The sequence below is a fragment of the Variovorax boronicumulans genome (assembly GCF_029892485.1).
GTDB classification, from domain to species: domain Bacteria; phylum Pseudomonadota; class Gammaproteobacteria; order Burkholderiales; family Burkholderiaceae_C; genus Variovorax; species Variovorax boronicumulans_B.
In genome coordinates this window covers 80,877-107,429 of record NZ_JARXVG010000009.1, presented here as the reverse complement: position 1 = coordinate 107,429, position 26,553 = coordinate 80,877, and the positions used below count along the sequence as shown (strand labels likewise).

Below are 26,553 nucleotides of genomic sequence, written 5' to 3'. Positions count from 1 at the left end.
TTCAGGGGTTCGGTGGGGTGACGGACAGGATGATTTCGGTCGCCGCGGTCGAGGCGTTCAGGTAGCGGTGCGGCAGCCGCGCGTCGAAGGAAATGCTCTCGCCGGCTTTCACCGCGTAGTCGACGCCCGCGACCTGCGCCACCAGCGCGCCCGCGACGACGTAGACGCATTCGGCCGATTCGTGGCCGCGCGGCTCGTCGGCGGACATCTGGCCCGGCTTGAGCACGGCGCGCAGCACCTCGAGCTGTCCCGCACCGGCGGTCAGGCGCTCGTAGGCCACTTGGCCCTTGGGCGCGGTGAGCATCACGCGCTGGTTCGGGCGGCTGATCCAGACCGTGGGCGGCGTCGGCTCCGAGAACAGCGAGGACACCGATTCGCCGAACACACCGGCGAGCCGGCGCAGGGTTTCCAGGCTGGGATCGGTGACGGCACGCTCGATCTGGCTCAGCAGCGTCGCGGAGACGCCCGCCTGCGCGGCCAGTTCGCGCAGGGACAGGCCGCGGGCCGTTCGCAATTCCTTCAGTCGGTCGCCGATCATGGGCTGGGTCTTCCTTTGCTTCTTGTTTGTGCATTCACACAGCACAACGACCGGGATGGTATGTACGGTTCTGGTGCACGTCAAGCGCTAGAGTTCTCTGCAATTCCTCCAGCATTTCAAGCGAATATTGCCGCCGAACCTACTTGTGCTTTGTGCATTTTCTCTGCACACTCCGCGGCCAGATCGTGCAGTAATACTTTATAGGAGCATCGAGATGGCCGACCCGCATCCCCCCACACCTCCCACCCGGCGACGCCTCGGACACCGCTGGCTGCTGGTCTTTCCGTTCATCTGGCAGGCCTGCCTCGCGCCCGCCGTGAACGACGTCGCGCTCACCCCATTCGGACTGCCCTTCCCCATGTTCTGGCAGATGGCGGGCATCGTGCTGACCAGCGTCGTCATCGCGATCGTGTTCCGCCTCGATGCCAAAGCCGGAGTGGAAGCAGAGGAAGCTGCCTTCCTCGCCCACAGCCTGAAGACCCACGAGGACGGCGCACCATGAAGCTCGCCATCGTCCTGGCCATCCTGCTCGCGACCGTGGCGGGCGCCATCGCCTACGGCCGCCGCACACGCCGCGCCAACAACTTCGGCGACTGGGCCGTCGGCGGGCGCAGCCTCGGCACGCTGATCTTCTGGTTCATGAACGCGGGCGAGGTCTACACGACCTTCGCGGTGCTCGGCATCTCGGGCTACGCCTGGGCCCTGGGCGCGCCGGCGTATCTCGCGTTCTGCTCGGTCTCGATGAGCTACGCGGTCGGCTATTGGCTGATGCCGCGGATCTGGCGCGCGGGGCGCATCGGCAAGCTGCTCACGCAATCCGACTTCTTCGCCGCGCGCTACGAGGCGCCCTGGCTGGGCGTGCTGACCGGCGTGGTCGGTATCGCATCGCTCGTTGTCTACGTGCAGATCCAGCTTGTGAGCCTCGGGTTGATCGTGCAGCTCACGCTGGGCAACAGCATCACGAGCGAAGCCGCGACCATCGGCGCAGGGGTTCTGATGATCGCGTTCGTCTTCGTCGCGGGCGTGCGTTCCGCCGCCTTCGCCGCGGGCGTGAAGGACGTGCTGATGGTGGTCGTGGTGGTGCTGCTGAGCGTCACCGTGGCGAGCAAGGTGGGCGCGGCCTCGCTGCTCGACCTGTTCTCGATGGCGGAGGCGAAGCACCCGGGCATCGGCAAGTTCCCGGGGCTGGACGCCACCTCGCCGACCACCGCGATCTGGCTCATGACCTCGGCCATCAACATCGCGCTGGGGAACTGGGTGTTCCCGCACCTGTTCCAGATGTCGTACACGGCGCACAGCGCGACGGCGATCCGGCGCAACGCGATCTGGCAGCCGCTGTATTCGCTGGCTTATTTCTTCATCATCCTGCTGGGCTTTGCGGCGTTGCTGGCGCAGACGCAGCCGCCGGGCGGCAATCTGAACGCGGCGCTGCTGCAGTTCGTGTCCGACCGCTATCCGGCGTGGACGGTCGGGCTGCTGGCGGGCACTGGCTTTCTGCTGGCGCTGGCGCCCGGGTCGCTGCTGCTGCTGACGGCCGGGTCGATCTTCACGCGCAACGTGGTGCGGCCATTCAGGAGCGGCCTGAGCGAGCACGCTTCACTGGCACTGTCGCGCGGCTCGCTGGTGGTTTTTGCAGCGATCGCCGTGTGGCTGTCGGTGAGCCAGAAAGGCTCGCTGGTGAAGATCCTGCTCGATGCATATTCGGCCATCGGCATGCTCGCGCCCGGCGTGTTCCTGGGCTTCCTGTGGCGGCGTACTAGCGCCATCGGCGTGCTGGCCGGGCTCGTGGCCGGCTTCGTCGCGCTGCTGGCGCCTTTCGCGGCGAAGTTCTGGGCCGCGACGGTGCCGCAGTGGGAGGCCGGCTTGATCGCGATGGCCATCAATGCCGCGGTCGTCGTTGCCGTGAGCCTCGTGACGAAGGCGCCGCAGCCCAAGGCGGTCGCGCTCGGACTGCAGGACGACAGTCCGCCTGATGCGGCTCAGGTCGGCGCACTCGCCAGCCTGCGCTCCAGCCACACGCTGTAGCGCGAGAGCCCGAAGCACAGCACCCAGTACACGGCGGCGATGAAGAGATACCCCTCGAGGTAGAACGGCCGCCAGACCGGGTCGCCGCCGAGCGCGAGGCCCAGCGCACCGGTCAGCTCGAAAAGGCCCACGACGGTGACCAGCGAGGTGTCCTTCAGCGTGCCGACCACGCTGTTGGTCAGCGCGGGCACGACGAGGCGCAGGGCCTGCGGCAGCACGATGTCGCGCTGCACCGGCCAGCGCCCGAAGCCCAGTGCCATCGCCACCTCGGTCTGCCCGCGCGGCACGGCCTGCAGGCCGCCGCGGATGATCTCGGCAAGATAGGCCGCGACGAACAACGTGAGGCCCGCAAGCACCCGCACCAGCACGTCCGGCTGCCAGCCCGCCGGCCACAACAGTGGCAGCAGGAACGACGCCATGAACAGCACCGAGATCAGCGGCACGCCGCGCACCAGCTCGATGTAGCTCGCACTCAGCGTGCGCACCACCGGCCAGCCCGAGCGACGGCCCAGCGCGAGCAGCAGCGCGAGCGGAAAGGCCAGCGCCAGTCCCACGACCGCGAGCCCGATGGTCAGCGGCAGGCCACCCCAGCGGCTCGTCGGCACATGACTCAAGCCCATGACGCCGCCGCGCATCAGCAGCACGAACAGCAGCAGTGCAACGAGCCACAGCGGCACCAGCCACCAGCGCCAGCTGCGCGGCCAGGCGCTCAGCATGGTGACGGCAGACAGCACGACCACCGCGATGGCCGGGCGCCATTGCTCTTCATACGGAAAGCGGCCGAACAGCATCGGCCGCCACTTCTCGGCCACCACGCCCCAGCAGGCGCCGTGCTGCACCGTGCGGCAGGCTTCTGCATCGGGGCGGAACACCGCGTGCACCACGGCCCAGTCGACGATGTGATAGCCGACCCAGGCGAGAAGCGCGATCAGCGCCACCGTCGCGAGCGCACGCCAGGGCGAACCCCAGAGTTCGCTGCGCCATGCAATCGGGCCTTGCGCGACGTTTCTCATCGCCAGCCCCGCAAAGCCACGCGCGCGTTGTAGCGGTTCATGCCGAAGGAGATCACGAGCGACATCAGCAGGTACACCGCCATGATGATCGCGATGCACTCGAAGGCCCGGCCGTTCGAGCCGATGGTGGTGTTGGCGACCGACACCAGTTCCGGATAACCGACGGCCACGGCCAGGGACGAATTCTTGACGAGGCTCAGCATCTGGTTGGTGAGCGAAGGCACGATCACCCGCAGCGCCTGCGGCAGGATCACGATGCGCAGCTGCTGCACCGACGACAGCCCCAGCGCCTGCCCCGCCAGCACCTGCCCCTGCGAGACCGAGAGAATGCCAGCGCGCACGATCTCCGCGACGAACGAGGCGGAATAGAAGGTCAGGCCCGCGACGATGGTCACGTACTCGGGACTCAGCGCCGCGCCGCCACTCACACTGAAATCCCCGCGCTCGGGCCATTCGAAATGCGTAGGCCACCAACCGCCCTCGCCCGCCACGGGCCACGGCACGCTGAGCCCGCCCTTGCTGAGCCACACGCCCGGCAGCAGCCGCACGGGCTCGGTCGGGTCGGGCAGCAGATTGGCCATCGCGAAGGCCAGCATCAGCAGTTGCACGAGCAGCGGCACGTTGCGCAGCAGTTCGACATATGCGGTGCAGATGCCGCGCAAAAGCACATGGGGCGCAAGCCGGCCGATGCCGATCAGGGTGCCGAGCACGACCGAGAAAATCGCCGCGGGCACCGCCGCCCGCACCGTGTTGATCAGCCCCGCGAGGAAGGCGCGCCAGAACGGCTGGCTGGCGTCGAAATCGAGCCAGCCCTCGCTGATCGAGAAGCCCGCGGGCTCGGTGAGAAAGTCGAAGCCGGAGCGCACGCCGCGCGCGCGCAGCACGTCGAGCGCGTGGAGCACCACCCAGACGGCGCCGGCCACGACGGCCAGCACCAGCAGCGCCTGGACGACCCAGGCCAGCCAGGCGCCGCGGCGCGAGGCCCCCCGGCTCATCGAACCGGTGGTGCGTAGATCAGGCCGCCCTTGTTCCAGAGGTTGTTCGAACCGCGCGGCAGCTTGAGCACCGACTTCGGCCCGACGTTGCGCTCGAACACCTCGCCGTAGTTGCCTACAGCCTTGATGGCGCGGAACGACCAGTCCTTGTCGAGGCCCAGCAGCTTGCCGAGGTCTTCACCCGTGCCGACCAGGCGCTGCTGCGCAGGGTCCTTGCTGTTGGCCTTGAGCTCGTCGGCGTTGGCCTGCGTGACGCCGGCTTCCTCGGCTTCGATGAGCGCGTTGGGCACCCACTTGGCAATGGCGAACCATTCGTCGTCGCCGCGGCGCACCAGCGGCGCGAGCGGCTCCTTGGAGATCAGCTCGGGCAGGATGACGTAGTCGTCGGGGTTCGGCGCTTCCTTGTTGCGCAGGCCCGCCAGCGCCGATGCGTCGGTGGTGAAGGCCTGGCAGCGGCCCGAGAAGAAGGCCTTGAACGAGGCCTCGAAGCTCTCGAAGACGACGGTCTTCACGGGGATGTTCTGCGCACGGAAGTAGTCGGAGACGTTCTTCTCGTTGGTGGTGCCCGACTGCGTGCAGATGGTGGCGTTCTTGAGCTGCTTGGCGCTGGTCACCTTGAGCTTCTTGGGGACCAGGAAGCCCTGGCCGTCGTAGTAGGTGATGGTGGTGAAGTTGAAGCCGAGCGAGGCGTCGCGGGTAAGCGTCCAGGTGGTGTTGCGCGCGAGGATGTCGATTTCGCCGGCCTGCAGGGCCGAGAAGCGCTGCTGCGAATTGAGGGGCACGAAATCGACCTTCTTCGCATCGCCGAGCACGGCCGCGGCAATGGCGCGGCAGGTGTCTACATCCAGGCCCGACCAGTTGCCCTGGGTGTCCGGTGCGGAGAAGCCCGCGACCCCGTTGGTCACGCCGCACTTGACGGTGCCGCGCTGCTTGACCGCGTCGAGCGTCTTGCCTGCGAAGGCTGGCGCGGCGGTGGCGAGAGCGACCAGGGATGCGGCGGCGATCAGCGCCGGGCGAAATCGGTTCTTCATGGGTGTGTTCTCCTCAACATTCAACAAAAGCCAGTGTACGGGCCGCCGCCGCGGGACGCCAAAGAACAGTCTGTTGGATGCATATGCCCGGTCGCGCTGCGATACCGCAATACCATACGGCCCTTTATCAACTCTCCCGAACAGGAACCACACAATGTTCAAGTCCGACGACACCGGCAAGCTCGTTCTGCGCCTCGCGCTGGGCATCCTCATCCTGCTGCACGGCGTGGCCAAGGTCACCAAGGGTGTCGATGGCATCGGCGGCATGCTCGCCTCGCACGGCCTGCCGGCCTTCCTGGCCTATGCGGTCTATGTCGGTGAAATCCTGGCGCCGGTGCTGCTCATCGTCGGCCTGTTCACGCGGCCGGCGGCGGTGGTCGTGGCGATCAACATGCTGGTGGCGATCTGGCTGGTGCACCGCAAGGACCTCGGCGCATTGAACGGCCAGGGCGGCTGGGCGCTGGAACTGCAGGGCATGTTCCTGTTCGCGGCGATCTCTCTGGCTTTCACGGGCGGCGGCCGCTTCGGCCTGAGCAACAAGTAACGGCCGGGTTCGGATCAGTCGTCGTCGGCCGCATCGAGGCCCGGAAACAAGACCTCGGTGTAGCCGAAGCGCGAGAAATCGCGCACCCGCATCGGGTACAGCTTGCCCAGCAGATGATCGACTTCATGCTGCACCACACGCGCATGAAACCCGCTGGCCACCCGATCGATCGGATCGCCGTACGGATCGAAGCCGGTATAGCGGATGTTGGCGAAGCGCGGCACCACGCCGCGCAGGCCCGGCACCGAAAGACACCCTTCCCAGCCCTCTTCCTCGTCCTCGCCGATGGGCGTGATGACGGGGTTCAGCAGCACGGTGCGGGGCACCGGCGGCGCGTCGGGGTAGCGGGGGTTGACGATGTCGGTGCCGAAGATCACGAGTTGCTGGTCCACGCCGATCTGCGGTGCCGCGAGGCCGGCGCCGTTGACCGCATGCATGGTCTCGAACATGTCGCGCACCAGGAGGTGCAGCTCGTCGGTGTCGAAAGCGGCGACCGGCTGCGCGATGCGCAGCAGCCGGGGGTCGCCCATCTTGAGTATTTCGCGAATGGCCATCGCGCGATTATCGCGACAGCCTCACGCCGGGATCACGGAGGGGCCTGGTTCGAGTTCTTCGAGTCTGGCGAGGTCCACAGCCGCGCCCGGCCTTGAGGCATCTGCTGCGGCTGCGAAGGCGTGATGCCAGGAACGCCGCCACCGGCGGAAGGCGGGCGTGCACCACCACCGCCCCAGCCAGCGCCCGGCGGGCGTGCAGCGGGATAGCCCGGCCGCACCGCGGGGTAGCCTGGACGCACGGCCGGATAGCCAGGACGGCCGTAATACGGGCGACGGTCGTAATAGCGGCCACGCTCGTAATAGCCCCCGCCCTGGATGTAGACCGGCGCTGGCGCGACGACCACAGGCGACGGCTCGGAGTAGTACGGCTCCGAGTAACCACCGGAGTAGCCCCCCGAGTAATACGGATCGCCCGGGACTGCCACGCAGCCTGTCAGCAGCGCAACGCCACCGAGGGCAATGCTGGCACCAAGAACGCGAATTTTCTGCATGAGGGGCTCCTTGTTGGCCTTCAGTCTTCTTTCAACGTCAGGTTGTAGACCCTGTTGACTGCGCTGCGATGAAGTCACGTAACGGCCGGTAAAGAGGCGGCCCCGCCGAACCTCACTCCTTGACGCCGTTCTCGAGAATCTCCAGCATGCGCGCCTCGTCGATCACGGCCACTCCGATTTCCCGGGCCTTGTCGAGCTTGCTGCCGGCGTCTTCGCCGGCCACGAGGTAATGGGTCTTCTTGCTGACGGAGCCGGCGACCTTTGCACCGGCTGCCTCCAATTTATCCTTCGCCTCGTCGCGGCCCAGCGTAGGAAGGGTACCGGTGATCACGAAGGTCAGGCCCGCCAAAGGCTTGGGCGCGCGGGCTGCGGGCTCGCCCTCTTCCCAGTTCAGCCCGCAGGCGCGTAACTGCTCGACGACCTCGCGGTTGTGCGGCTGGTCGAAGAAGGTGCGCAGGCTTTGCGCCACCACGGGGCCCACGTCGTTGACCTCGAGCAGTTGTTCTTCGGTCGCGTCCATGATGGCGTCCAGCTTGCCGAAATGCTTGGCCAGGTCCTTCGCCGTGCTTTCGCCCACGTGCCGGATGCCCAGGCCGAACAGAAAGCGCGGCAGCGTGGTTTTCTTGGAGGCCTCGAGCGCATCGACGAGGTTCTTGGCCGACTTCTCCGCCATGCGGTCCAGGCCCGCGAGCGTGGTGAATCCGAGCTTGTAGAGATCGGGCAAGGTGCGGATGAGGTTGGCATCCACCAACTGCTCGACCAGCTTGTCGCCCAGGCCATCGACGTCGACCGCGCGCCGCGCCGCGAAGTGCAGGATGGCTTCCTTGCGCTGCGCTGCGCAGAACAGGCCGCCTGTGCAGCGGTAGTCGACCTCTTCCTCTTCGCGCACGGCATCGGAGCCGCACACGGGACACTGGTGCGGCATGGTGAACACCGGGCCGCGTTCGCCCTCCGGCTTCGCAAGGCTCTCGGGCACCACCCCGACCACTTCGGGAATCACGTCGCCCGCGCGCCGCACGATGACCGTGTCGCCCACGCGAACGTCCTTGCGCCGCGCCTCGTCCTCGTTGTGCAGCGTGGCATTGGTCACCGTCACGCCGCCGACGAACACGGGCGCCAGCTTGGCGACCGGCGTGAGCTTGCCCGTGCGACCGACCTGGATCTCGATGCCCAGCACCTCGGTCAATTGCTCCTGCGCGGGGTACTTGTGGGCCACGGCCCAGCGCGGCTCGCGCGAGACGAAACCCAGCTGCCGCTGCAGCTCGACGCTGTCGACTTTGTAGACCACGCCGTCGATGTCATAGGGCAAGGCATCGCGCTGGCGGCCGATGTTCTCGTGGAACGCGATCAGCTCGATGGCACCGGTCGCCCGCGCGGTCTGCGTGGCCACGGGAAAACCCCAGGCATGGAACTGCTGCAGCCAATCGAACTGCGTCGGGCAATCCGGCCCGCCCTCCGCGGCGGGCGTGACCTCGCCAAGTCCGTATGCAAAGAAGCTCAGCGGCCGCGCCGCGGCAATCGCCGGATCGAGCTGGCGCACCGCGCCGGCCGCCGCATTGCGCGGGTTGACGAACACCTTCTCGTTCTTCTGGCCGGCCGCGATCTTCTCGCGCTGACGCTCGTTGAGCGCATCGAAATCGGCGCGCTTCATGTAGACCTCGCCACGCACCTCGACCACGGGCGGCGCCTTGCCGGCCAGGCGCAGCGGAATCTCGCGCACCGTGCGGATGTTCTGCGTGACCTCTTCGCCGACTTCTCCGTCGCCGCGCGTTGCGGCCTGCACCAGCACGCCGTTCTCGTAGCGCAGGTTCATGGCAAGACCGTCGAACTTGAGTTCGCACACATACGAGACCTGCGGCCCGTCTTCGGCGAGGCCCAGTTCCTTGCGCACGCGCGCATCGAAGGCGCTCGCGCCGGCCGGCGTGATGTCGGTCTCGGTGCGGATCGACAGCATCGGCACCTTGTGGCGTACTTTGGTGAAGCCGTCGAGCACCTTGCCGCCCACGCGCTGCGTCGGCGAATCGGGGGTCCGCAGCTCGGGAAACTCCGCCTCCAGCGCTTGCAGGCGCTGGAACAGCTTGTCGTACTCGGCGTCGGGCAGCGCGGGCGCGTCGAGCACGTAGTAGAGGTGGGCGTGCTTGTGGAGCTGTTCGCTCAGTGCGGCGGCTTCGCGTGCCGCTTCGTCGCGCGTCGTCATGTGGGTGTCTCCCGAAAAAATCGGATCAGCTGAAGAGGCGGCGGGCCAAGGGTGAACCGGCCGCCAGATCGCGCGCGTCGAGCGTGTCGTAAAGCTGCTCGAGGTCGTTGCCGATGACGTCCATCGTCTCGTCGCGCAGCAGCTGTCCGTCGCTGTCGGTCACGACGCCGTCCATCTCACGCGCGAGCGTGGCAGCGGCTTCGCGCATGCGGCGGAACGGCTCTTCGGCGCGGTCCACCTGTGGCACGTCCAGGCTCAGGCTGAGTTCGCGGATGGCCGATTGCGCAGGGTCGTCGGCCAGTGCGGCCTGGGTATCGAACGCCAGCCCCAAGATCGGCGGCAACCCGATCTCCCCGGTCGGCAGCACCATGCGTCCCGGAATGATGCCGGCCACGAAGCCGAGCCGCGCGGCGTTCTGCTGCACATAGCCCGGGCTCCACGCCGCATGCAGCGCGCGCAACACGAAGCCCAGTTGCGCATCGTGCGCGCTCGCGAACTGATCGAGCTCGCGGGCGCGGGCCACTTCGTCGAGCATCTCGGGAAACTCCGGCGAGCCGTTGACCGCATCGGCAAAGGCCTGCGCCTTGACCACGAACTCGGAGTATTCGATCTCGTTGAGCGCGCCCGTGCGGTTGGCCAGCTGCACGCCGACCTGGAACGCGCTGTAGCGCTGGCCGGCCACCGGAGGCTCCCATTGGCCCGTGTGCTCATTGAGGCCTTCGATGGCGACCGGCTTGCTGCCCGCGCGCCGGGTCGGCGGCATGGCCGCGATGGCGGCGTCGCCCGAGGCGAGGCCGTCCAGCGACACCGGGGCGATCACGTCGATCAGCGGATCGAGCCCGCCGCGCCGCTCGCCGGTGGCGACCGGAACACCACTGGGCGCCGGCAGGTCGGGGTCGAACAGCGGCTCGTGGCGGTCCTGCGCCGAGAGCTGGTTCGGATCGACGTGCAGCATCGGCTCCACGCCGTCGCCCGAGTCCATCGAACGCTCCATGTCGGCCTGCGCCACATCTACCGCGTCCGGCTGGCGTGGCGCGTTGCGGCGCGACATGAAGGTTTCGTAGCCGACGACGGCCGCGAGAACGAGGCCCCCAAGAATGGAGAGTGCGAGAGTGAGATTGCTCATGCGCGCCGCTCGACCTAAGCGGCCTCGACCATGGAGGCCGCGGCTTCCATGTCCACCGCGACGATACGCGAAACGCCCTGCTCCTGCATCGTGACGCCGATCAACTGCTCGGCCATTTCCATGGCGATCTTGTTGTGGCTGATGAAAAGGAACTGGGTTTCGCGGCTCATGGCGGTCACGAGTTTGGCATAGCGCTCGGTGTTGGCATCGTCCAGAGGCGCGTCCACTTCGTCCAGCAAACAGAAAGGCGCCGGATTGAGCTGGAAGATCGCAAACACCAGCGCAATGGCCGTGAGCGCCTTCTCGCCGCCCGAGAGCAGGTGGATGGTCTGGTTCTTCTTGCCGGGCGGCTGCGCGAGCACCTGCACGCCGGCATCGAGGATTTCGTCGCCCGTCATCACCAGCCGCGCATTGCCGCCGCCGAAGAGCTCGGGGAACATGCGGCTGAAGTGCTCGTTGACGATCTTGAAGGTGCCGCCGAGCAGGTCGCGCGTTTCGGCGTCGATCTTGCGGATGGCGTCCTCGAGCGTGCCGATGGCCTCGTTCAGGTCGGCCGACTGGGCATCGAGGAAGGTCTTGCGCTCGCTCGCGATCGCGAGTTCGTCGAGCGCTGCCAGGTTCACTGCACCGAGCGCGACCACTTCGCGGTTGAGGCGGTCGATTTCGCTCTGCAGGCCCGTGAGGCGCACCTTGTCGGTCTCGATGGATTGCGCGATGGCTTCGAGGTCGGCGCCGGCATCTTCCAGCAGTTGCTGGTACTGCTCTACACCCAGGCGCGCGGCCTGTTCCTTCAGCTGGAATTCGGTGATGCGCTGGCGCAGCGGATCGAGCTCGCGCTCCAGCTGCAGGCGGCGCTCGTCGCTAGCGCGCAGCTTGAGCGTGAGGTCGTCGTACTGGCTGCGCGATGCGCCGAGCGCGGTTTCGCGTTCGAGCTTGAGTGACAGCGCATCCTGCAGGCCGGCTTGTGCGGCGGCATCGGAGAGCCGGCCCAGCTCGGCGCGGGCGCGCTCGTCTTCGTCGGTGAGCGCCACGATCTGCTGCGATGCAGTCTCGATCGCACGATTCAGTTCGGCGCGGCGGGCTTCGAGCGTGCGCTGCGAGAAGGTGGCCTCCTGCGCCTGGCGTTCGAGGCTGCGGTGCTGCTCGCGGCTGGCATTCAGCGCGCGGCCGGCTTCGATCACGCGCTCGTCGAGCTGCGCGTGACGCTCCTGGCTGTCGGCCAGTTGCATGTCGAGTTCTTCGAAGCGGCCTTCGGCGGCGATGCGCTTTTCCTGCAGTTCTTCGAGCTGCGCATCGACTTCGCCGAGATCGGAAGCCAGTTGCTGGCTGCGCGCACGCGTCTGCTCGGCGAGCTGGGTCATGCGCAGGGTCTCGACCTGCAGTTCGTGTGCGCGCGACTGGGTGTCGGCTGCTTCACGGCGCGCGGTCACAAGGCGCTGTGCGGCATCGCCATAAGCGGCTTCGGCGCGGATTAGCGCGGTGCGTGCCTCTTCGTTGATGAGCGTCTGGGCGCGGAGCTGGCGCTCCAGGTTTTCCATTTCCTGCTGGCGGGCCAAAAGGCCGGCCTGCTCGGAATCGGGCGCGTAGAAGTTGACGCTGTGCGAGGACACGGCATGGCCGCTCTGCACATAGATGACTTCGCCCGGCTGCAGCGTGGCGCGCTGCGCCAGCGCTTCTTCGAAGCTGGAGGCGGTGTAGCAGCCATGGAGCCAGTCGTTCAGCAAGGCTTGCTGGCCGGCATCATTCAGTCGCAGAAGGCTCGACAGACGCGGCAGCGTCGCCACGCCCTGCGGCGCACCGGCCGATGGCGGGCTGTAGAACGCCAGCTTGGCCGGCGGCGCGTCGTTGCCGAAGGCGCGGACCATGTCGAGCCGGCTGACTTCGAGCGCGCCCAGACGCTCGCGGAGGGCAGCTTCGAGCGCGCTTTCCCAGCCCTGCTCGATGTGGATGCGGCTCCACAGACCCTGCAGACCGTCCAGCCCGTGCTTGGCGAGCCAGGGGGCCAGCTTGCCGTCGGTCTTGACCTTTTCCTGCAGCGCGCGCAACGCTTCGAGCCGCGCCGAGAACTCGGCATGGCGCGCGCCTTCGGTGTTGACGGCCTGCTGCTTGGCGCGGCGGTCGTCGTCCAATTGCGGCACGGCCTCCTGCAGCTCGTGCAAACGGGCCTCGGCTTCGCTGGCGGTTTCCTGCGCGGCGGCCAATTGCTCCTGCATGTCGAGCAGGCGGGCCTCGTCGGGTGCGGCCAGCGCGTTCTGATCGGCGCGCAGGCGTTCGCTGCGCTGCGTGAGCTGGCGGCTCTGGTCTTCGATGTTGCGCTGGTCGGCGGCCAGCACCTGGATCTGCTGCTGCACCTGCGACACGGTCGTGCGCTGGGTGTTGGCTTCGTTCTGGGCGCGCTGCACGGCTTCTTCGAGCTCGGGCATGCGCGCGTCGTGTTCTTCGAGCTGGGCGGCCAGGAGGATCGCCTGCTCTTCGGCGTCGACACCCCTTCCGGCCAGCGTCTCGATCTCGGTCTCGGCCTCTTCGCGGCGTGTGCCCCACTGGCCCATCTGCTCGCGCAGTTGCACCAGCCGCTGCGCGACGCGCTGGCGGCCTTCGACCACGAAACGGATCTCGCCTTCGAGCCGGCCCACTTCGGCACTGGCCTCGTAAAGCTTGCCCTGCGCCTGGTTGACCTGGTCTCCGGCCGCGTAGTGGGCCTGGCGCACGGTCTCGAGTTCGGCTTCGATGCGGCGCAGGTCTGCGGTGCGCGATTCGAGGTCGTTGATCGCCTTTTCGGAATCGGACTTGATCTTGGCCTGGTCGGCATCGCTCTCGCTGCGCTTCAGGAACCACAGCTGGTGCTGCTTCTTGGTGGCGTCGCCCTGCAGCGTGTTGTAGCGCGCGGCCACCTCGGCCTGCTTCTCGAGCTTCTCGAGGTTGGCGTTGAGTTCGCGCAGGATGTCTTCGACGCGCGTGAGGTTCTCGCGCGTGTCGCCCAGGCGGTTCTCGGTCTCGCGGCGGCGCTCCTTGTACTTGGAGACGCCGGCGGCTTCCTCGAGGAACAGGCGCAGTTCCTCGGGCTTGGACTCGATGATCCGGCTGATCGTGCCCTGGCCGATGATGGCGTAGGCACGGGGCCCGAGGCCAGTGCCCAGGAACACGTCCTGCACGTCGCGGCGGCGCACCGGCTGGTTGTTGATGTAGTAGCTGCTGGTGCCGTCGCGCGTGAGCACGCGCCGCACCGCGATTTCGCCGAACTGGTTCCACTGGCCGCCGGCGCGGTGGTCGGCGTTGTCGAACACCAGTTCGACGCTCGAACGGCTGGCCTGCTTGCGGGTGGTCGTGCCGTTGAAGATCACGTCCTGCATCGACTCGCCGCGCAGTTCGGAGGCGCGGGACTCGCCAAGCACCCAGCGCACCGCATCCATGATGTTCGACTTGCCGCAACCGTTGGGCCCGACTACGCCGACCAGTTGGCCCGGCAGCAGGAAGTTGGTGGGTTCGGCGAACGACTTGAAGCCCGAGAGCTTGATGGAATTGAGACGCACGACTTGTCGGCCTGCCTTGACGTTAACGCCAAGGTATTGATTTGTAAGAAAAATTGCACGGGCCCGCAGCTTGAAGCGAGCCGCCGCCCCAGCCGTGGATGATAACGTCAGGGCATGAGTGTTTCTCCTGTTTTACCCCTTGCCGCGCGACGCACCTGCCTTCTGGCCGGCGTTGCCTCCTTGCTTGGCTTGGCGGGCTGCGCGGCGAGTCGGTCGACCGAGCGTGCCGAGCCCTATGCCAACCAGGAATGGTTGCAGTCCGGCGCCAACCGCATCGCGAACCTTTCGCTGCGCGACAACCTGCAGTCGATCCGGCGGGTCCAGACCACCCTCTACCGGCGCAACCCGCGGGAATGGCGCAAGTCGGCAGCCAGCATGGACGAGGCCATCCAGCGCGCCTGGGACGCGGTGCTGAAAGGCCCCGACCTCGCCGAACTGCGCGGCGCCACCGGCATCGACGCGATCCGGCTGGCGTTCGAGACCGGACCGCAGGCCTACCAGAGCGACCGCGTCGCGGCGCTGGTGGTCGGCTGGGCCTCGATGCTCAAGCAGGCCAACGGCGGCACCTGGGAGCAGACCATGATCGACGGCGTCGATGCCGAGAACAGCTACCGGGCCGCACGCAACTTCGAGATCTCGCTCTGGCTGATCTCCTCCAAGACCGGCCCCGACGGCCAGCCGCTGCTGCTGGCCACCGAGGTCAGCGAGCGCGGCCGCAACCTCGTGGCAGACCGAGAACTGTCGAAAGTGGTGGCCCGGCTCGATCTGCTGGCTGCGCAGGCCGACGAGAAATACCGCCGCACGGCACTCGATTTCGGGCAGAACTGGGTCATGGGCGTGGTCATGCCCTTTTTCACGCTGCTGCCGAAATAACCTTCTGAACAGCATTGATGGTTGGGGAAATATGTTTCCCCGAACGACATTTACGGTAATATATTTCCGTGAACAAACAGGAGCTCATTACCACCCTGGCCGCGCGGCGCGACGCGGCGGGCCTCTCGACCGCCGAGATTGCGCTGCGTTCTGGGCTCACAGAACGCTCGGTGCGCAATGCCTTGAGCTTCCAAGGCAATCCACAGATGTCTTCGTTGCTCGCGCTGGTCGATGCGCTCGGGCTCGAACTGCAACTGGCGCCCAAGGGTTTCGGCGAAACCGCGGCCACCGATCCCGGCTACCGCCCCGTCGCCACCCGCGTGGGCCATGCGGTCGCGCAGGCTCCGGCCCCGCCGCCCTACACCAACAACAAGCGCCGCTCGCCATGAACGTCAAGATCCTCGAGATCTCACTCGGCACGCGGCGCTTCGGCAAGCTCTTCCAGTACGCCGACCTGTGCCGCTTCGTGGCGGAGCCCGAGCTGATCGCCGCGCCTCCGGCGGAGGTGCTGTCTCTCTCGATGGTGGCGAGCGATCCCGCCACGCAGGCGGCGCTCTGGAGCGACGTGAAGAACCCGCTCTTCAACGCCCAGGGTGGACAGCTCCCGCGCTTCTTCCAGAACCTGCTGCCCGAGGGCGTGCTGCGCAGCCACATCGCGCAGTTGCGCGGCTGCCGCGAGACCGACCACTTCGAGCTGCTCGCGGCCTGCGGGGGCGACCTGCCCGGCGCAATTAGCGCCAAGCCGGTGTCGGTGGACCGCGGCACGCTGCAGCGGCTCATCACGCAAGACCAGGATGCGCTCGAGATGTCGGTGGTCGAGTTGCCAATGCCCCAGGGCATCTCGGTGTCCGGCGTGCAGCCCAAGCTGGGCCTGCGCCGCCAGGGCGGTCGCTACGTGGCGCGCACGCGGGCCGGCGCGAGCACCCGCGTGATCGCCAAGCTGCCCGTGGCCGGCCGGCCGCACATGCCGCAGCTCGAGATGCTGTCGCTGCAAATGGCGCGCGCCGCGGGCGTCGAGGTGTGCGATGCCGAACTGGCACCGCTCTCTGCCATCAGTGCCGAACACAGCTATGCGCTGCCCGACGAGCCCGAATTCCTGGCCGTCACGCGCTTCGACCGCGACGGCGCGCGCCGCATCCACTTCGAGGACTTCGCGCAGGTGCTCGCCGTCGATCCGATGCACAAGTACAGCGCAAGCTACCTGGACATGGCGCTCGCGATGCGGGCCTTCCCCTCCTTGGGCGAAGAAGCGGTGCTCGAACTCGTGCGGCGCCTCGCGGTGAACGACCTGCTCGGCAACCCCGATGCCCACCTGAAGAACTTCGGCGTGCTGTATGCCGACGGCATCGCGCCGCGGCTCGCGCCGGCCTACGACATCGTCGCGTACGCAGCGATCCAGGGCGTCGACGGCCATGCGCTTCCCCTCCTTCCGACGAACGCCGCAGCCCCCCGGCGCACCGCCCTCTTCACGCCCGCCAACGTGCGCGCCTTCTGCTTCTCGACCGGCCTGCACGAACCGCTGGTGCGGCGTGTGGTCGCCGACACCGCACGGCTTGCGCGCAGCCTCTGGCCCGGGATGATCGACGCCTCGACGCTGCCCGCGCCATGGAAAAAGCGGCTGCAGCAGCGCTTGCAGGCACACCCCTTGCTACAAGGCATGGCCAAGCGCGGCAAATAGGCAACCAGAAAAACACGGCCCCTAGAATGATCCGGCCTTTCACCCCTCAACCTATTCGAGGCAGCAGCAACTCATGAGCTCCATCAATTTCATCGGCGGCGAAAAAGGCGGTGTCGGCAAGTCGGTCACGGCGCGCGTCCTGGCGCAGTACTTCATCGACCGCAGTCGCCCTTTCACCGGCTTCGACACCGACCGCTCGCACAGCTCGTTCACCCGCTTCTACGAAGGCTTTGCCTCGCCCGTCGTGGTCGACAGCTACGAAGGCCTCGACACGGTCGTGAACGGCTTCGAAAGCAATCCGAAGCAAAGCGTGATCGTCGACCTCGCGGCCCAGACGCTGGCGCCGCTGTCGCGCTGGATCAAGGAGTCGGACCTGTTCGACGTCTTCGCCGAGATCGGCGTGACCGTCAATTTCTGGCATGTGCTGGACGATGGCAAGGACTCCACCGACCTGCTCGGCACGCTGATCGACACCTTCGGCAACCGGCCCAACTACATCGTGGTGCAGAACTACGGCCGTGGCAGCGACTTCGGGATGCTGCTGGCCTCGCAGTCGCTCTCCAAGGCGAATGCGAACGGCGCGCGGGTCATTGCATTGCCGCGTCTGCACGAAGCCAGCATGCGGAAGATCGATGCGCAGAACACGAGCTTCTGGAAAGCCGTGAACGATCGCGAAGGCGCGCATGCGCTGGGCCTGCTGGAACGCCAGCGCGTGAAGTCTTGGCTGGCTACGGCTTACGCCGCGTTCGACACGCTGCCGCTGTAACGCCCGGCAGCGGCCTCAGATCATCCCGCCATTGATCGAGATCACCTGCCCGGTGATATAGGCCGCTTCATCGCTGGCCAGGAACGACGCCAGCGCGGCCACTTCCTGCGGCGTTCCCGCCCGCTTCACCGGCACCATCTGGTTGATGACGGCCGGATCGAACACCGCATCCGCCATCGGCGAAGCGATGATCCCCGGCGCAATCGCATTGACCGTGACGCCGCGCGACGCCACTTCGAGCGACAGCGCCTTGGTCGCACTGTTGAGCGCGCCCTTGGCCGCGGCGTAGTTGACCTGCCCCCGGTTGCCCGTGATCGCGGACACCGACGAGATGTTCAGGATGCGCCCCCAGCGCGTGCGCATCATCGGCAGCAACAAAGGCTGCGTCACACGGAAGAAGCCGTTGAGCGACACGTCGATCACCTTGTGCCACTGATCGGCGCGCATGCCCGGCAGCACCGCGTCGTCATGCACGCCGGCGTTGTTGACGAGGATCTGGACCGCCCCGCCTTCCAGGATGCGCGCGCACGCGGCGGCCGAGGCCTCGTCGCTGCGCAGGTCGAACACATGGCATTCCGCCCTGCCGCCTGCCGCCGTGATCGAAGCTGCCAATTGCTCGACCGCTTCGGGCCGCGAATTGGCATGCAGCAGCACTGTCGCGCCATCCCGCGCAAACCGTTCGGCCATGGCCGCACCGAGTGCGCCGCTGGCGCCCGTGATCAGTGCGCGTTTTCCTTCGAGACTCATGATGCGGTGCTTTCTGTTGCCAGCGGCGTGTTCAGGACCACCACGGCCCGGCCCTCGGCCAACGCGCGGCCGTCTTCGGCGTTCACCGCGAATTCATAGAGGACCTGCCGCTCGTCGCCCGACAGGCGCCGGGCCTGCACGTGCAACGCCCCTTCGATGTTGTCGAGCCGCGCGACGGCCAGCCGCACATTGCGTGCGCTCGCCAGAAAGCCGGCCGACGGCCTGCTGCCCTCGGCAGCCAGCAATCCGCCGTGAAGCGCCATGGCCTGCGCCGCGTATTCGATGAGGTTCGGGGCCAGCAATCCGCCGGCCGTGCGCAGCGGGTTGTCCGCAAGCCTGTGGGTCGTCGTGCTGCAGCGGATCACCTCCGCATCCCAGCTCTCGAGCCGCTCCAGCAGGCACATGCCGCCGCTATGCGGAATACGCTGCGCAATGCCTGCGCGGTCGAGCGTTTGCGGCGCCGTCAAGCAGTGGCCTCCAGGTCGGCCACCAGCAGCACATTGGCGAAGGGCGTGCCTTCGCTCATCGGAATGCTCTGCACGCGAAAACCCAGGCGCTGCAGCAGCGCCATCCATTCGGCGAGCGGACGGCCCCAGGTCGGCGAGACCTTGTGGCCGCGGATGCGCGTCACCGTGTGGTCGACCCACTGGCTGATCGCGAAACCGCGCCGGCTCGATGCATCGCCCACGCGCAGCAGCAGGCGGGCCTTCGGGTTGCCGCCGCGCCGGAGCGCATCGCGCACCCGCGTCAGCACGCCCTCTTGTGCCGTGAGGTCCACGTAGTGCAGCACGTCGAGGATCACGACCAGGTCGCAATCGGGCAAGGCCGCCGAGCACATGTCGGCGCACACCAGGCGCGGCGTCGGCTGCAGATGGCCGACCGACGCCTCGGCGCGCGCCACGTCCTTGGGCATCAGTTCGATGCCGGTGTAGTCCGCAGCCGCCGGCGTGGCCGGCCATGAAGCGGGCCAGCGCCCCTGCTTCTGCATCGTGCTCATCGACGCCAGCAGGCTCACGAAGAGACCCTGCCCGCACCCGATGTCGACCACGCGCCGATGCTCCGAACCGATCAGCCCGCGTTCGAGCAGGCCGCGAAACACCGGATCGCGCCCCAGCTTGCCGCGTGCGAACTGCCAGGCGAAAGTGCCGCCCTTCTTGTAGGGAACGGTCGCGGCTTCGTGCAACTCGCGCCATGCGTTGTCTGTCGACGGCGACGACATCACGGCGCTCACGGCTTCATCCCTTCGGACAGGGTCACGGCGCGCAATCCATCGGCGCGCAGGCGTTCGAGCAACAAGGGCAATACCTCCAGCAAAACGGGTTGTCCTTCGGCGGTGCGCGCGGCGTTGCCGTCGTGCAGCAACAGGATGTCGCGGGCCTGCAGGTTGCGGGCGAGGCGCGCCATCACCTTGGCGGGGTCGCCTTCGCGCGTGTCGAAACCGCGCCGCGTCCAGCTCACGAGCGAGAGGCCCAGGCGGTGCAACACGGGTTCGAGAAACGGATTGCGCAGCCCGGCGGGCGCGCGGAAACAGGTCGGGCGCTGGCCGGTGACCTCGGTCAGGATGTCCTGCGCCCGCGCGATCTCGCTCGCGAAGCCGCGCGGCCCGAGGAACGAGAAGTTGTGCCGATGCTGCGCCGTGTGGTTCTGGATGCTGTGGCCGCGCGCCACGATCTCGCGCGACAGTTCCGGGTGTGCCAGCACACGCTCAGCGATGCAGAAGAAGGTGGCGCGCTGGCCGTGCGCGTCCAGCAGGTCGAGCACGCGGGGTGTGACTTCGGGCTCCGGTCCGTCGTCGATGGTGATCGCCACTTCGCGACGGGCGGCCGCCGCCTCGGGCAGCCGCGTGACGTTGGGGCCCAGCAGGTTGCTGCGCGGCGTGAGCCCGGCGCCGGTGATCAGCGCGTGATTGAGCACGATCGCGCCGATGGCCCACGGCCACGCGCCCGGCACCAGCACGCCCGCGCCGAGGGCCGCCACATGCCAGGCCGCGCTGGCGCGCATGGCCGGCGGCCAGGGCCAGGATTCGGTGGGGGCGGTTGCGGAAGACATGGCGGCGGATTTTCCCATCAGGTGCGCTGGGCGGGCGACGCGGGCGGCGGTGCCACGTGCCGGGCGAATGCCGCCGACAGCAGCAGCGCCAGCAGCGCTCCGGGCGCGACCACGCGACCGATCGAAGACAAAGCCGGGATGTCCGATATCGCAATCAGGCCGAACGAGACCACCGTCGTCAGGTTGGCCAGCATCAACGAAGCCAGCGTGTCTTCGTCCGCCCGCCCCGTGGTGCGCAGCTGGTCGAAGAACAGCGCGTAGTTCGAGCCCACCGCCACGATCAGCAGCAGCCCCACCAGGTGCAGGATGCCGAGCGCCGCCTGCGCGAGCGCCATGCCGCCCAGCGTGAGCATCACCGCGAACACCAGCGGCTGGCAGACGGCCAGCAGCCGGCGCCACGACCGCAGGTAGATGCCCAGCAGCACCACCACCGCCAGCGCGCCGAGCAGCACCTGCACGAAGGCCTCGTGCAGATAACGCTGATACAGGCTCGCGAGTTCGCGGCCAACGTCGACCACCTGCACGTCGGTCGCGCCCGCCAGCGCGGCTTCGAGCCGGGCCTGGTCGAATTTCGGGCCGGGGTGCAGCACGAGCAGCGTCGCCCATCCGCCGCCCGGGCGCTGGTACATCAGCGTGTTCAGCACGGAACCGAGCGGCCCGTCGGTCAAGTCGGCGCGCTGCACCGGCGCGAGCTTGCGCGCCGCCTCGACATCGGCCAGGAACGGCGCCAGCCGCGAGGCCGGCAGCGGCAGGCCCTTCGTGGCCTCGGCCAGGCTGGCTTGCAGGGTTGCAGCGTCAGGCAGGCTCGCGATACGCGCCGACTGCGTGGCCGCACTGGGCAGCACACGCGTGACGGCCTCGTAGCCGATGAGTTCGCCCGAGTCGGCCAGCGCATCGAGCTTGGCGGCGGCCGCTTCGGTGTTGCGCAATGCGGCTTGCTCGTCGTTGCCGTAGGCCACCACCAGCACGCCGCCGTCGCTCGCACCGATGTCACTGCGCAGCGTCTCGTCGAGTTGCTGGGCCGACTTGGGCACCGGGCTCATCGCGCCCAGGTCGGCGCGCCATAGGTGCCCGCCCTGCCACAGCACCAGCCCGAGGGCAGCCACGCCGAGCGCGGCGAGCGGCCAGCGCAGGCGCGGCAGGCCGCGCACCAGCATGCCGGCGACCTGCGCCATGTACCTGCGCATGCCCATGCCGGTCGCACCATCGGGTGCGAGCATCGGCAGCACATGGCGCGTGGCGAGCGCGGCGGCGACCAGGCCGGCGATGGAGAACACGCCCAGTTGCGCAAGCCCGGGAAAGCCCGAGAACACCAGCGCCGCGAAGCCGCACACCGAGGTCAGCAAGCCGAGCCGCACGGTGGGCCAGTTCAGGTCGCGCCAGCGCTGCCAGCCGGTGCCGGCCACGGTCGCGCCGCGCGCCTGGATCAGGTAATAGATGGCGTAGTCCACCGTCTCGCCGATCAGCGTGCTGCCAAACCCCAGCGTGAGGCCGTGCACCGAGCCGAACACCAGGCTCACGCTCGCGGTGCCGATCACCACGCCCGTCGCCACCGGCAGGAAGGCGATGAGCAGCGCGCGCGGCGACGCAAAGGCCAGCAGCAGCAGCACGCCCATCACGATGCCGCCGACGATCGCCAGGTGGATGGCTTCGGTCTTGATCTTGTCGCGGCTCATCACCGAGAACACCGGCGGGCCGCTCAGCAGCAGCTTCGGCTTCGCCTCGCCCATGTCGCGGGTGGCGGCTTCGAAGGCCGCGTGCACCTTCGCGATAGCCACGGCCTGCGCGTCGAGGTCGCTGCCGGCTGCGCGCGTGGTGGCGATCATCAGCGCGCGCGGCGCGGTGCGCGACATCCACACGCCGTCTTCGCTGCGCGGCGAGCTCGCGGGCACCAGTTCCATGGCGATGCGTTGGGTCTCGCCGGTCGGGTCGCGGTCGAGCAAGGGCTTGATCACGTTGCCGGCCGGCGTGCCGAGCATCGACAGCGTTTCGTTGATCGCGTCGCGCAGGCCCTCGGCGGTGAACTGGGCGGGCGTGACGCCCGGCGAGAGCTGGTAGCGGTGCTGGAGCACCCAGGCGCCGGCCTCGCTCCAGTCGCCGACGTCGCCGTTCTGGATCAGGTCGAAGAGCTGGCTCTCGCGCATGGTCCTGGCCGTGGCACGCGACACCGCGGCACGCTGCTCGGCGCTGCCGCCTTCGATGCCCAGCATCAGCGTGCGCGAGGCAACGCCGCTTTGCAGCTGCTCGATCAGCACGCGCTGGCGCAGGTCCGGGCTCTTGGGCAGGAACGCCGAGAGATCGGCGCCGATCTGCGTGCGCGCGATGACCACCGCGCCGCACACCAGCACCAGCAACCACGCCAGCAGCACGGCCGCCCTGCGCCGCCAGCTCGGCGGGCCGCCCGCCTGCGGCGCCGTTACCGCAGTCACGGTGTGGTGCGTCCGGCCGCGCCGGACGGGGCCGCGTTGGTGGATGCGGGCGCGTTCGGCGAGATGTTCATGACCGAGCGGTCACCGCCGACGAACTCCATCTCCAGCCCCAGCACGTCGCTCGTGCGGCCGCTGATGCGGATGCTGCGCACCTGCGCGGCGAGCCGGCTGTCCATCGGCGTGAGGTCGAGCGTCCATTTGGCCGGTGCGCCCGTCACCGTGCTCTTGAAGTAGCGCTGCAGCGTCGCGCCGTCGCCGCTGAGCGTGCCGCGCATGGCTTCCACCAGGCCGAGCAGCTCGGGCATGCTGTCCAGCGCCAGCGTGCGGTTGCGGCCGCCGCGCGACAGCGTGAGCGTGTTGCCGTCCACGGCCATGGTCTCGATGCGCGGCGACAGCGTGCGGCGCACCAGCTTGTCGGGTGCATCGAAGCTCAGCGTGCCGCTCGCATCGAGCGGGCCTTCCAGGCCGTGCACGAAGCGTTGTTCGGTGAAGCGGGCTTCGCCGCTCTTCTGCTTGGCCAGGAGGCCCATCAGCTCGGGCAGGTCGAACGCCCACGCCGGCGCGGCGCAGAAAGCCAGCGCCAACAAGAACACCCTGCAAAGTCGGTCAAGCCGCATCTTCGAGCCAGAAATCATGAAAGTTGAACCAGTTGTACGGATAAGCGCGGCACAGCGCCTCCAGGCGTGCGACGTAGGCCTCGACGGCGGCACGGATGCGCCGCTCGCGGTCCGCGGCGTCGGCCGCCGGCTCGGTGAAGTCGGCCAGCGGATCGAACCGGATATCGTAGCGGGCACCGCCCCCATAGAGGCCGGCCATGAAGAACACCTTGCGGCGCAACAGCGCGGCGAGCCGGAACGGCCCGTCGTTGAAGGTGGCGGGCTGACCGAGGAACGGCAGCACGATGTTGTTGCCGCGGTGGTGCGAGGGCTGGTCCTCGCTGCCCGGCAGGGTGCGGTCGGCCAGCATGCCGCCCAGCCCTCCGCTGTCGAGCCAGTCGCGCAGCGCAAGCATCGAGTGCGGCCGGCCCAGCGCGATGACGTGGGGCCGCATTTCTGGCAGCGCGATGGCGTTGAGGATGGCGGTGATGCGCTGCGCGTTGTCCGGATACATCAGCATCGCAAGACGCAGATCGTGCTGTCGCGTGCGGTGCTTGCAGGCGCCCATGACCTCGAAGCTGCCCACGTGGGCGCCGAGCATGAACGCGCCCCGCCCTTCGTTCGCTTCGGTCTCGAGCGGCACGTTGCCTTCGATCGTCAGCTTGAAGAGGTCCATGCGCCCGCGCAGGAAGTACACCCGGTCGAGCACCGTCGAGGAGAACGCGTGCAGCAGCCGATAGCCGTCGATCCATCCCGCGTGCGGGCCGATGGCCCGGAACAGGTAGCGCTTGATCTGACGGCGAGGCGCGGGCGCGAACAAGAGGAAATACAGGCTGATCGGCGGCAGCAGCAGCCGCGTGACGTGGCGCCCGCACACCAGGGCCATGAAGCAGATGAAGCGCAGCGCGAGCATGTTGCTGCGCTCGGGCGCCTGGGTCCAGCCGCCCTTCTGCGTGGTCTGTGCAGTCCGGGCCGCCGCGTTGACGGCGCGCGTTTCGGCGTCTGTGTGCTTCATCACACAGACTCTTGCACAGCAGTCCAGCGGCCGGTGACAGCCACCACGCCGTCGCAACGCACGTCGAAGCGCACGCCGCGGCCCGTTCCGGCCTCCGGCTGCAGCTCGATGGAGAGCGTGGTGCCGGGCCGCACGGGCGCCAGGAACTTGGCGGCCGCGAGCGTCGGCGTCGCGCCGAGCCGCGCGACGAGCGCCGGCACGCGCTGGATGGCTTCCATGACCTCTGCCAGCACCAGCGCACCGGGCAACAGCGGCTGGCCGGGGAAATGGCCGGCGAAAGAAGGATGGTCGACGGGCACCGTATGTGCGATCTGCACTGGCGTGTCGTCTTCCGCGAGCTGCGCCAGCGCGAACTCGCGCAGCGCCCGCACGGTGAGCTTGCCGGTGCCTTCGCGCGGAAAAGACTTCACCTGCACCACGCGGCGCGGCACGAACACCGGCTCCAGCCGCTGGCGCAGCGCGGCGATGATCGCGCCCGCCGTCAGCGCGGGCGCCACCACGAAGGCTATCGGCCGCACCACGCCGTCGGCCACCTCGTCGGGCAGCCAGAAAGCGCCGTCGTCGACGCCGGGAATGCTGTTCAGGTGGTAGTTCAGGTGCGCGAGCGAACTGCGCCGGCCGGCCACGTGGATCAGGTCGTTCGCGCGGCCGAACAGGCGAAAGCGCCGGTCATCGAGCAGTTCGAGCACGTCGGCCATGGGTGTGGGCTCGGGCAGGAAGTCACCCTCGAAGATGAAGCGCTCGGGCCCGTCGCCCTCGCCCGGCTCCGCATGCACGCGGATCTGGCCGAAGTTTTCCCAGATTTCGCTCTCGGTCGTGCGGCGCGTGGCGACTTGGCCCGACTCGGTGCTGCCGTAGATCTCGAGCAGCACCGCGCCCATGGCCTGCTCCGCCTGCAGCGCGAGCTGCGGCGACAGCGGCGCGGTGGCCGAGAGGATCAGGTCCACCGGCGGCAGTTCGATGCCCGACAGCAGCAGCGTCTTGAGATGGAACGGCGTGGTCACCAGCGCGCGCGGGCGCGGCACCGAGGCCAGCGTCTGTGCCACGTCGGCCGGGAAAAATGGCCGTCCGCTCTCGAACATCGCACCGCCCAGCATGGCAAGCAGCACCGACGATTCGAGGCCGTAGCTGTGTTGCACCGGCACGGTCGCCACCAGCGTCAGTCCTTTGAGCGTGGGGCGTTCAAGCACGCGGCAGAGCCGCTCGACCGCAACGGCCACGTCGCCCACCAGCGTGCGCCACGCCTTGGCATGCGGCTGCGGCGCGCCGGTGGAGCCCGAGGTGAGCAGGCTGGCTGCGTGCATCGCACCGTCGAACGCGGGCACGGCCGCGCTGGCGTCGCCTTCGAGGCTGGAGCGGTCTTCGATCAGCACGCGCTGCATGCCGGGCGTCTGGAGCTTGGTGTCGTCGGTGAGCGCGAAAAGGCGGGTGCCGTGGCTCTCGACCAGGCGTGCCAGCGTGTCGGGCCGCGCGTCGGGCGGCAAGAGGCTCGCATGGCCGCGCACCAGCGCCGCGCCGAGGCTGACGGCGAAGGCGTAGCGGTCGACGCAAAGGTTGACCGCAGGGCCGTCGGCCGGCAGCACCGGCGCGAAGCGGGCCACGTCGGCCAGGAACTGGCGGGTGCTCACGGGCACGCCGGCACGCCAGGCCAGGGGGGCGTCGGGGTCACGGTCCGCGAGCAGGGGCAGGAGGGGGTTGTCTGTCGTCACGCGGGCTGCGCCTGTGTCACCGGGGGCCGGCGCCGTTGTCGATCGTCGAGGTGCCGTAGAAAGCGCGCACCGCATCGACCAGGCGCGTGCGCTCGAACTCGGGGTGCAGCCTGTAGCGAACCAGGTGCTCGCCCACGAACAGCAGGGCCACCGACACCGGCGACAGCACATTGGCCAGCAGCGACCAGGCCGAGAACGGCATCGTCAGGTAGACCACGATCGACGAGACGACCACCACCGCGAAATACACGGTCCAGACTTGCGTGAGATGCGTCGTGTAGGACAGCATGTGCCCCTTGAGCGGATGCACGCGCTGCGCGAACTGCGCGATCAGCGGCAGCCCGCGGCCGCGCAATGTGGAGCCGAACCAGCCGCACAACGCGCCGTTGATGCCCACGTGCTGCAGCACATAGAGACGGTTCGGATCGCCCGCTTCACCCAGGAAGACGAGCGCAAAGCCGCCGATGCCCAATGCCATTGCGGCGGCAAAGCCCCAGCGGCCGAACCAGCTGGCGGCGAAACCCATGGCCGCAAGCCACAGCGGGCCGAGCAGCACCACGACCGCCCACGGCTCGGTGGCGTGGAACAAGGTCATCCAGTGGGAAAGGCCGGCATAGGCCACTCCCACCATCAGCAGGAGTGCTATT

Annotated in this window: 25 protein-coding genes; 7 read left to right on the top strand and 18 right to left on the bottom strand. The window is 68.2% G+C overall.

Annotation, left to right across the window (positions count from 1 at the left end; translation table 11 throughout):
- Nucleotide 1: 1 nt before the first annotated feature.
- Complete coding sequence (locus M2282_RS20780; protein WP_280810658.1) at nucleotides 2-538, bottom strand: helix-turn-helix domain-containing protein; 537 nt, start codon at nucleotides 536-538, stop codon at nucleotides 2-4.
- 214 nt (nucleotides 539-752) lie between these two features.
- Between M2282_RS20780 and M2282_RS20775 the strand changes: the two genes are divergently transcribed.
- Together M2282_RS20775 and M2282_RS20770 are read left to right on the top strand one after the other, a co-directional pair.
- Nucleotides 753-1,040: a DUF3311 domain-containing protein gene (locus tag M2282_RS20775; protein WP_280810657.1), complete on the top strand. Its 288-nt coding sequence runs from the start codon at nucleotides 753-755 to the stop codon at nucleotides 1,038-1,040.
- On the top strand, nucleotides 1,037-2,563 hold the full coding sequence (locus M2282_RS20770) for a sodium:solute symporter family protein (protein ID WP_280810656.1): 1,527 nt from the start codon (nucleotides 1,037-1,039) through the stop codon (nucleotides 2,561-2,563). The genes M2282_RS20775 and M2282_RS20770 overlap by 4 nt, the downstream gene beginning before the upstream one ends.
- On the opposite strand, the gene M2282_RS20765 is transcribed toward M2282_RS20770, so the two are convergent.
- The 3 genes from M2282_RS20765 to M2282_RS20755 are packed head-to-tail and all read right to left on the bottom strand — an operon-like array spanning nucleotide 2,518 to nucleotide 5,602.
- Nucleotides 2,518-3,576, bottom strand: coding sequence for an amino acid ABC transporter permease (locus M2282_RS20765; RefSeq protein ID WP_280810655.1), 1,059 nt, complete (start codon nucleotides 3,574-3,576; stop codon nucleotides 2,518-2,520). The genes M2282_RS20770 and M2282_RS20765 overlap by 46 nt on opposite strands.
- Nucleotides 3,573-4,571, bottom strand: a complete 999-nt coding sequence (locus tag M2282_RS20760; protein WP_280810654.1) for an amino acid ABC transporter permease — start codon at nucleotides 4,569-4,571, stop codon at nucleotides 3,573-3,575. Before M2282_RS20760 ends, M2282_RS20765 begins: the two co-directional genes overlap by 4 nt.
- Complete coding sequence (locus tag M2282_RS20755; protein ID WP_280810653.1) at nucleotides 4,568-5,602, bottom strand: amino acid ABC transporter substrate-binding protein; 1,035 nt, start codon at nucleotides 5,600-5,602, stop codon at nucleotides 4,568-4,570. The genes M2282_RS20760 and M2282_RS20755 overlap by 4 nt, the downstream gene beginning before the upstream one ends.
- Before the next feature lie 154 nt (nucleotides 5,603-5,756).
- On the opposite strand from M2282_RS20755, the gene M2282_RS20750 reads away from it, so the two are divergent.
- Nucleotides 5,757-6,146, top strand: coding sequence for a DoxX family protein (locus M2282_RS20750; RefSeq protein ID WP_280810652.1), 390 nt, complete (start codon nucleotides 5,757-5,759; stop codon nucleotides 6,144-6,146).
- Nucleotides 6,147-6,160: 14 nt separating this feature from the next.
- Here M2282_RS20750 and def read toward each other — a convergent pair whose 3' ends face one another.
- The 5 genes from def to smc all read right to left on the bottom strand — a co-directional run bounded on the left by def (nucleotide 6,161) and on the right by smc (nucleotide 14,044).
- Nucleotides 6,161-6,700, bottom strand: coding sequence for a peptide deformylase (gene def, locus M2282_RS20745; protein WP_013541635.1), 540 nt, complete (start codon nucleotides 6,698-6,700; stop codon nucleotides 6,161-6,163).
- A gap of 32 nt (nucleotides 6,701-6,732) precedes the next feature.
- Entirely contained in the window at nucleotides 6,733-7,191 is a 459-nt protein-coding gene (locus M2282_RS20740; protein ID WP_280810651.1) for a hypothetical protein, read from the bottom strand.
- A gap of 112 nt (nucleotides 7,192-7,303) precedes the next feature.
- The gene (ligA, locus tag M2282_RS20735) at nucleotides 7,304-9,388 is read right to left on the bottom strand and encodes an NAD-dependent DNA ligase LigA (RefSeq protein WP_280810650.1); all 2,085 of its coding nucleotides are present in this window, start codon (nucleotides 9,386-9,388) and stop codon (nucleotides 7,304-7,306) included.
- A gap of 25 nt (nucleotides 9,389-9,413) precedes the next feature.
- Nucleotides 9,414-10,514, bottom strand: a complete 1,101-nt coding sequence (locus M2282_RS20730) for a cell division protein ZipA C-terminal FtsZ-binding domain-containing protein (RefSeq protein WP_280810649.1) — start codon at nucleotides 10,512-10,514, stop codon at nucleotides 9,414-9,416.
- 14 nt (nucleotides 10,515-10,528) lie between these two features.
- Nucleotides 10,529-14,044, bottom strand: a complete 3,516-nt coding sequence (gene smc, locus M2282_RS20725) for a chromosome segregation protein SMC (protein ID WP_280810648.1) — start codon at nucleotides 14,042-14,044, stop codon at nucleotides 10,529-10,531.
- A 114-nt stretch (nucleotides 14,045-14,158) separates the two neighbouring features.
- Here smc and M2282_RS20720 point away from each other — a divergent pair, with 114 nt between their 5' ends.
- From M2282_RS20720 to M2282_RS20705, 4 genes are all read left to right on the top strand, one after another.
- The gene (locus M2282_RS20720; RefSeq protein ID WP_280810647.1) at nucleotides 14,159-14,917 is read left to right on the top strand and encodes a hypothetical protein; all 759 of its coding nucleotides are present in this window, start codon (nucleotides 14,159-14,161) and stop codon (nucleotides 14,915-14,917) included.
- A 68-nt stretch (nucleotides 14,918-14,985) separates the two neighbouring features.
- Entirely contained in the window at nucleotides 14,986-15,306 is a 321-nt protein-coding gene (locus tag M2282_RS20715; protein ID WP_280810646.1) for a helix-turn-helix domain-containing protein, read from the top strand.
- Nucleotides 15,303-16,595 (top strand): type II toxin-antitoxin system HipA family toxin, encoded by a 1,293-nt coding sequence (locus M2282_RS20710; RefSeq protein WP_280810645.1) that lies wholly within the window; start codon nucleotides 15,303-15,305, stop codon nucleotides 16,593-16,595. The genes M2282_RS20715 and M2282_RS20710 overlap by 4 nt, the downstream gene beginning before the upstream one ends.
- Before the next feature lie 73 nt (nucleotides 16,596-16,668).
- Nucleotides 16,669-17,361 (top strand): mobilization protein, encoded by a 693-nt coding sequence (locus M2282_RS20705; RefSeq protein WP_013541643.1) that lies wholly within the window; start codon nucleotides 16,669-16,671, stop codon nucleotides 17,359-17,361.
- 15 nt (nucleotides 17,362-17,376) lie between these two features.
- Here the strand turns inward: M2282_RS20705 and fabG are convergent, their stop codons facing one another.
- The 9 genes from fabG to M2282_RS20660 are packed head-to-tail and all read right to left on the bottom strand — an operon-like array spanning nucleotide 17,377 to nucleotide 26,501.
- Nucleotides 17,377-18,108, bottom strand: a complete 732-nt coding sequence (fabG, locus tag M2282_RS20700) for a 3-oxoacyl-ACP reductase FabG (RefSeq protein WP_280810644.1) — start codon at nucleotides 18,106-18,108, stop codon at nucleotides 17,377-17,379.
- Nucleotides 18,105-18,575: a hydroxymyristoyl-ACP dehydratase gene (locus tag M2282_RS20695; RefSeq protein ID WP_280810643.1), complete on the bottom strand. Its 471-nt coding sequence runs from the start codon at nucleotides 18,573-18,575 to the stop codon at nucleotides 18,105-18,107. Before M2282_RS20695 ends, fabG begins: the two co-directional genes overlap by 4 nt.
- Entirely contained in the window at nucleotides 18,572-19,327 is a 756-nt protein-coding gene (locus M2282_RS20690; protein ID WP_432422921.1) for a class I SAM-dependent methyltransferase, read from the bottom strand. The genes M2282_RS20695 and M2282_RS20690 overlap by 4 nt, the downstream gene beginning before the upstream one ends.
- Nucleotides 19,328-19,335: 8 nt before the next feature.
- Nucleotides 19,336-20,175, bottom strand: a complete 840-nt coding sequence (locus tag M2282_RS20685; RefSeq protein ID WP_280810641.1) for a polysaccharide deacetylase family protein — start codon at nucleotides 20,173-20,175, stop codon at nucleotides 19,336-19,338.
- The gene (locus M2282_RS20680; RefSeq protein ID WP_280810640.1) at nucleotides 20,175-22,586 is read right to left on the bottom strand and encodes an MMPL family transporter; all 2,412 of its coding nucleotides are present in this window, start codon (nucleotides 22,584-22,586) and stop codon (nucleotides 20,175-20,177) included. Before M2282_RS20680 ends, M2282_RS20685 begins: the two co-directional genes overlap by 1 nt.
- Nucleotides 22,583-23,179, bottom strand: a complete 597-nt coding sequence (locus tag M2282_RS20675; RefSeq protein WP_280810639.1) for a LolA-related protein — start codon at nucleotides 23,177-23,179, stop codon at nucleotides 22,583-22,585. The genes M2282_RS20680 and M2282_RS20675 overlap by 4 nt, the downstream gene beginning before the upstream one ends.
- A 13-nt stretch (nucleotides 23,180-23,192) precedes the next feature.
- On the bottom strand, nucleotides 23,193-24,197 hold the full coding sequence (locus tag M2282_RS20670) for an acyl-CoA synthetase (RefSeq protein WP_280810638.1): 1,005 nt from the start codon (nucleotides 24,195-24,197) through the stop codon (nucleotides 23,193-23,195).
- Complete coding sequence (locus M2282_RS20665; RefSeq protein WP_280810637.1) at nucleotides 24,197-25,906, bottom strand: AMP-binding protein; 1,710 nt, start codon at nucleotides 25,904-25,906, stop codon at nucleotides 24,197-24,199. The genes M2282_RS20670 and M2282_RS20665 overlap by 1 nt, the downstream gene beginning before the upstream one ends.
- 16 nt (nucleotides 25,907-25,922) lie before the next feature.
- Nucleotides 25,923-26,501 carry a hypothetical protein gene (locus tag M2282_RS20660; protein ID WP_280810636.1) on the bottom strand — a complete coding sequence of 193 codons (579 nt, stop codon included), beginning with the start codon at nucleotides 26,499-26,501 and terminating at the stop codon, nucleotides 25,923-25,925.
- Nucleotides 26,502-26,553 lie beyond the last annotated feature (52 nt).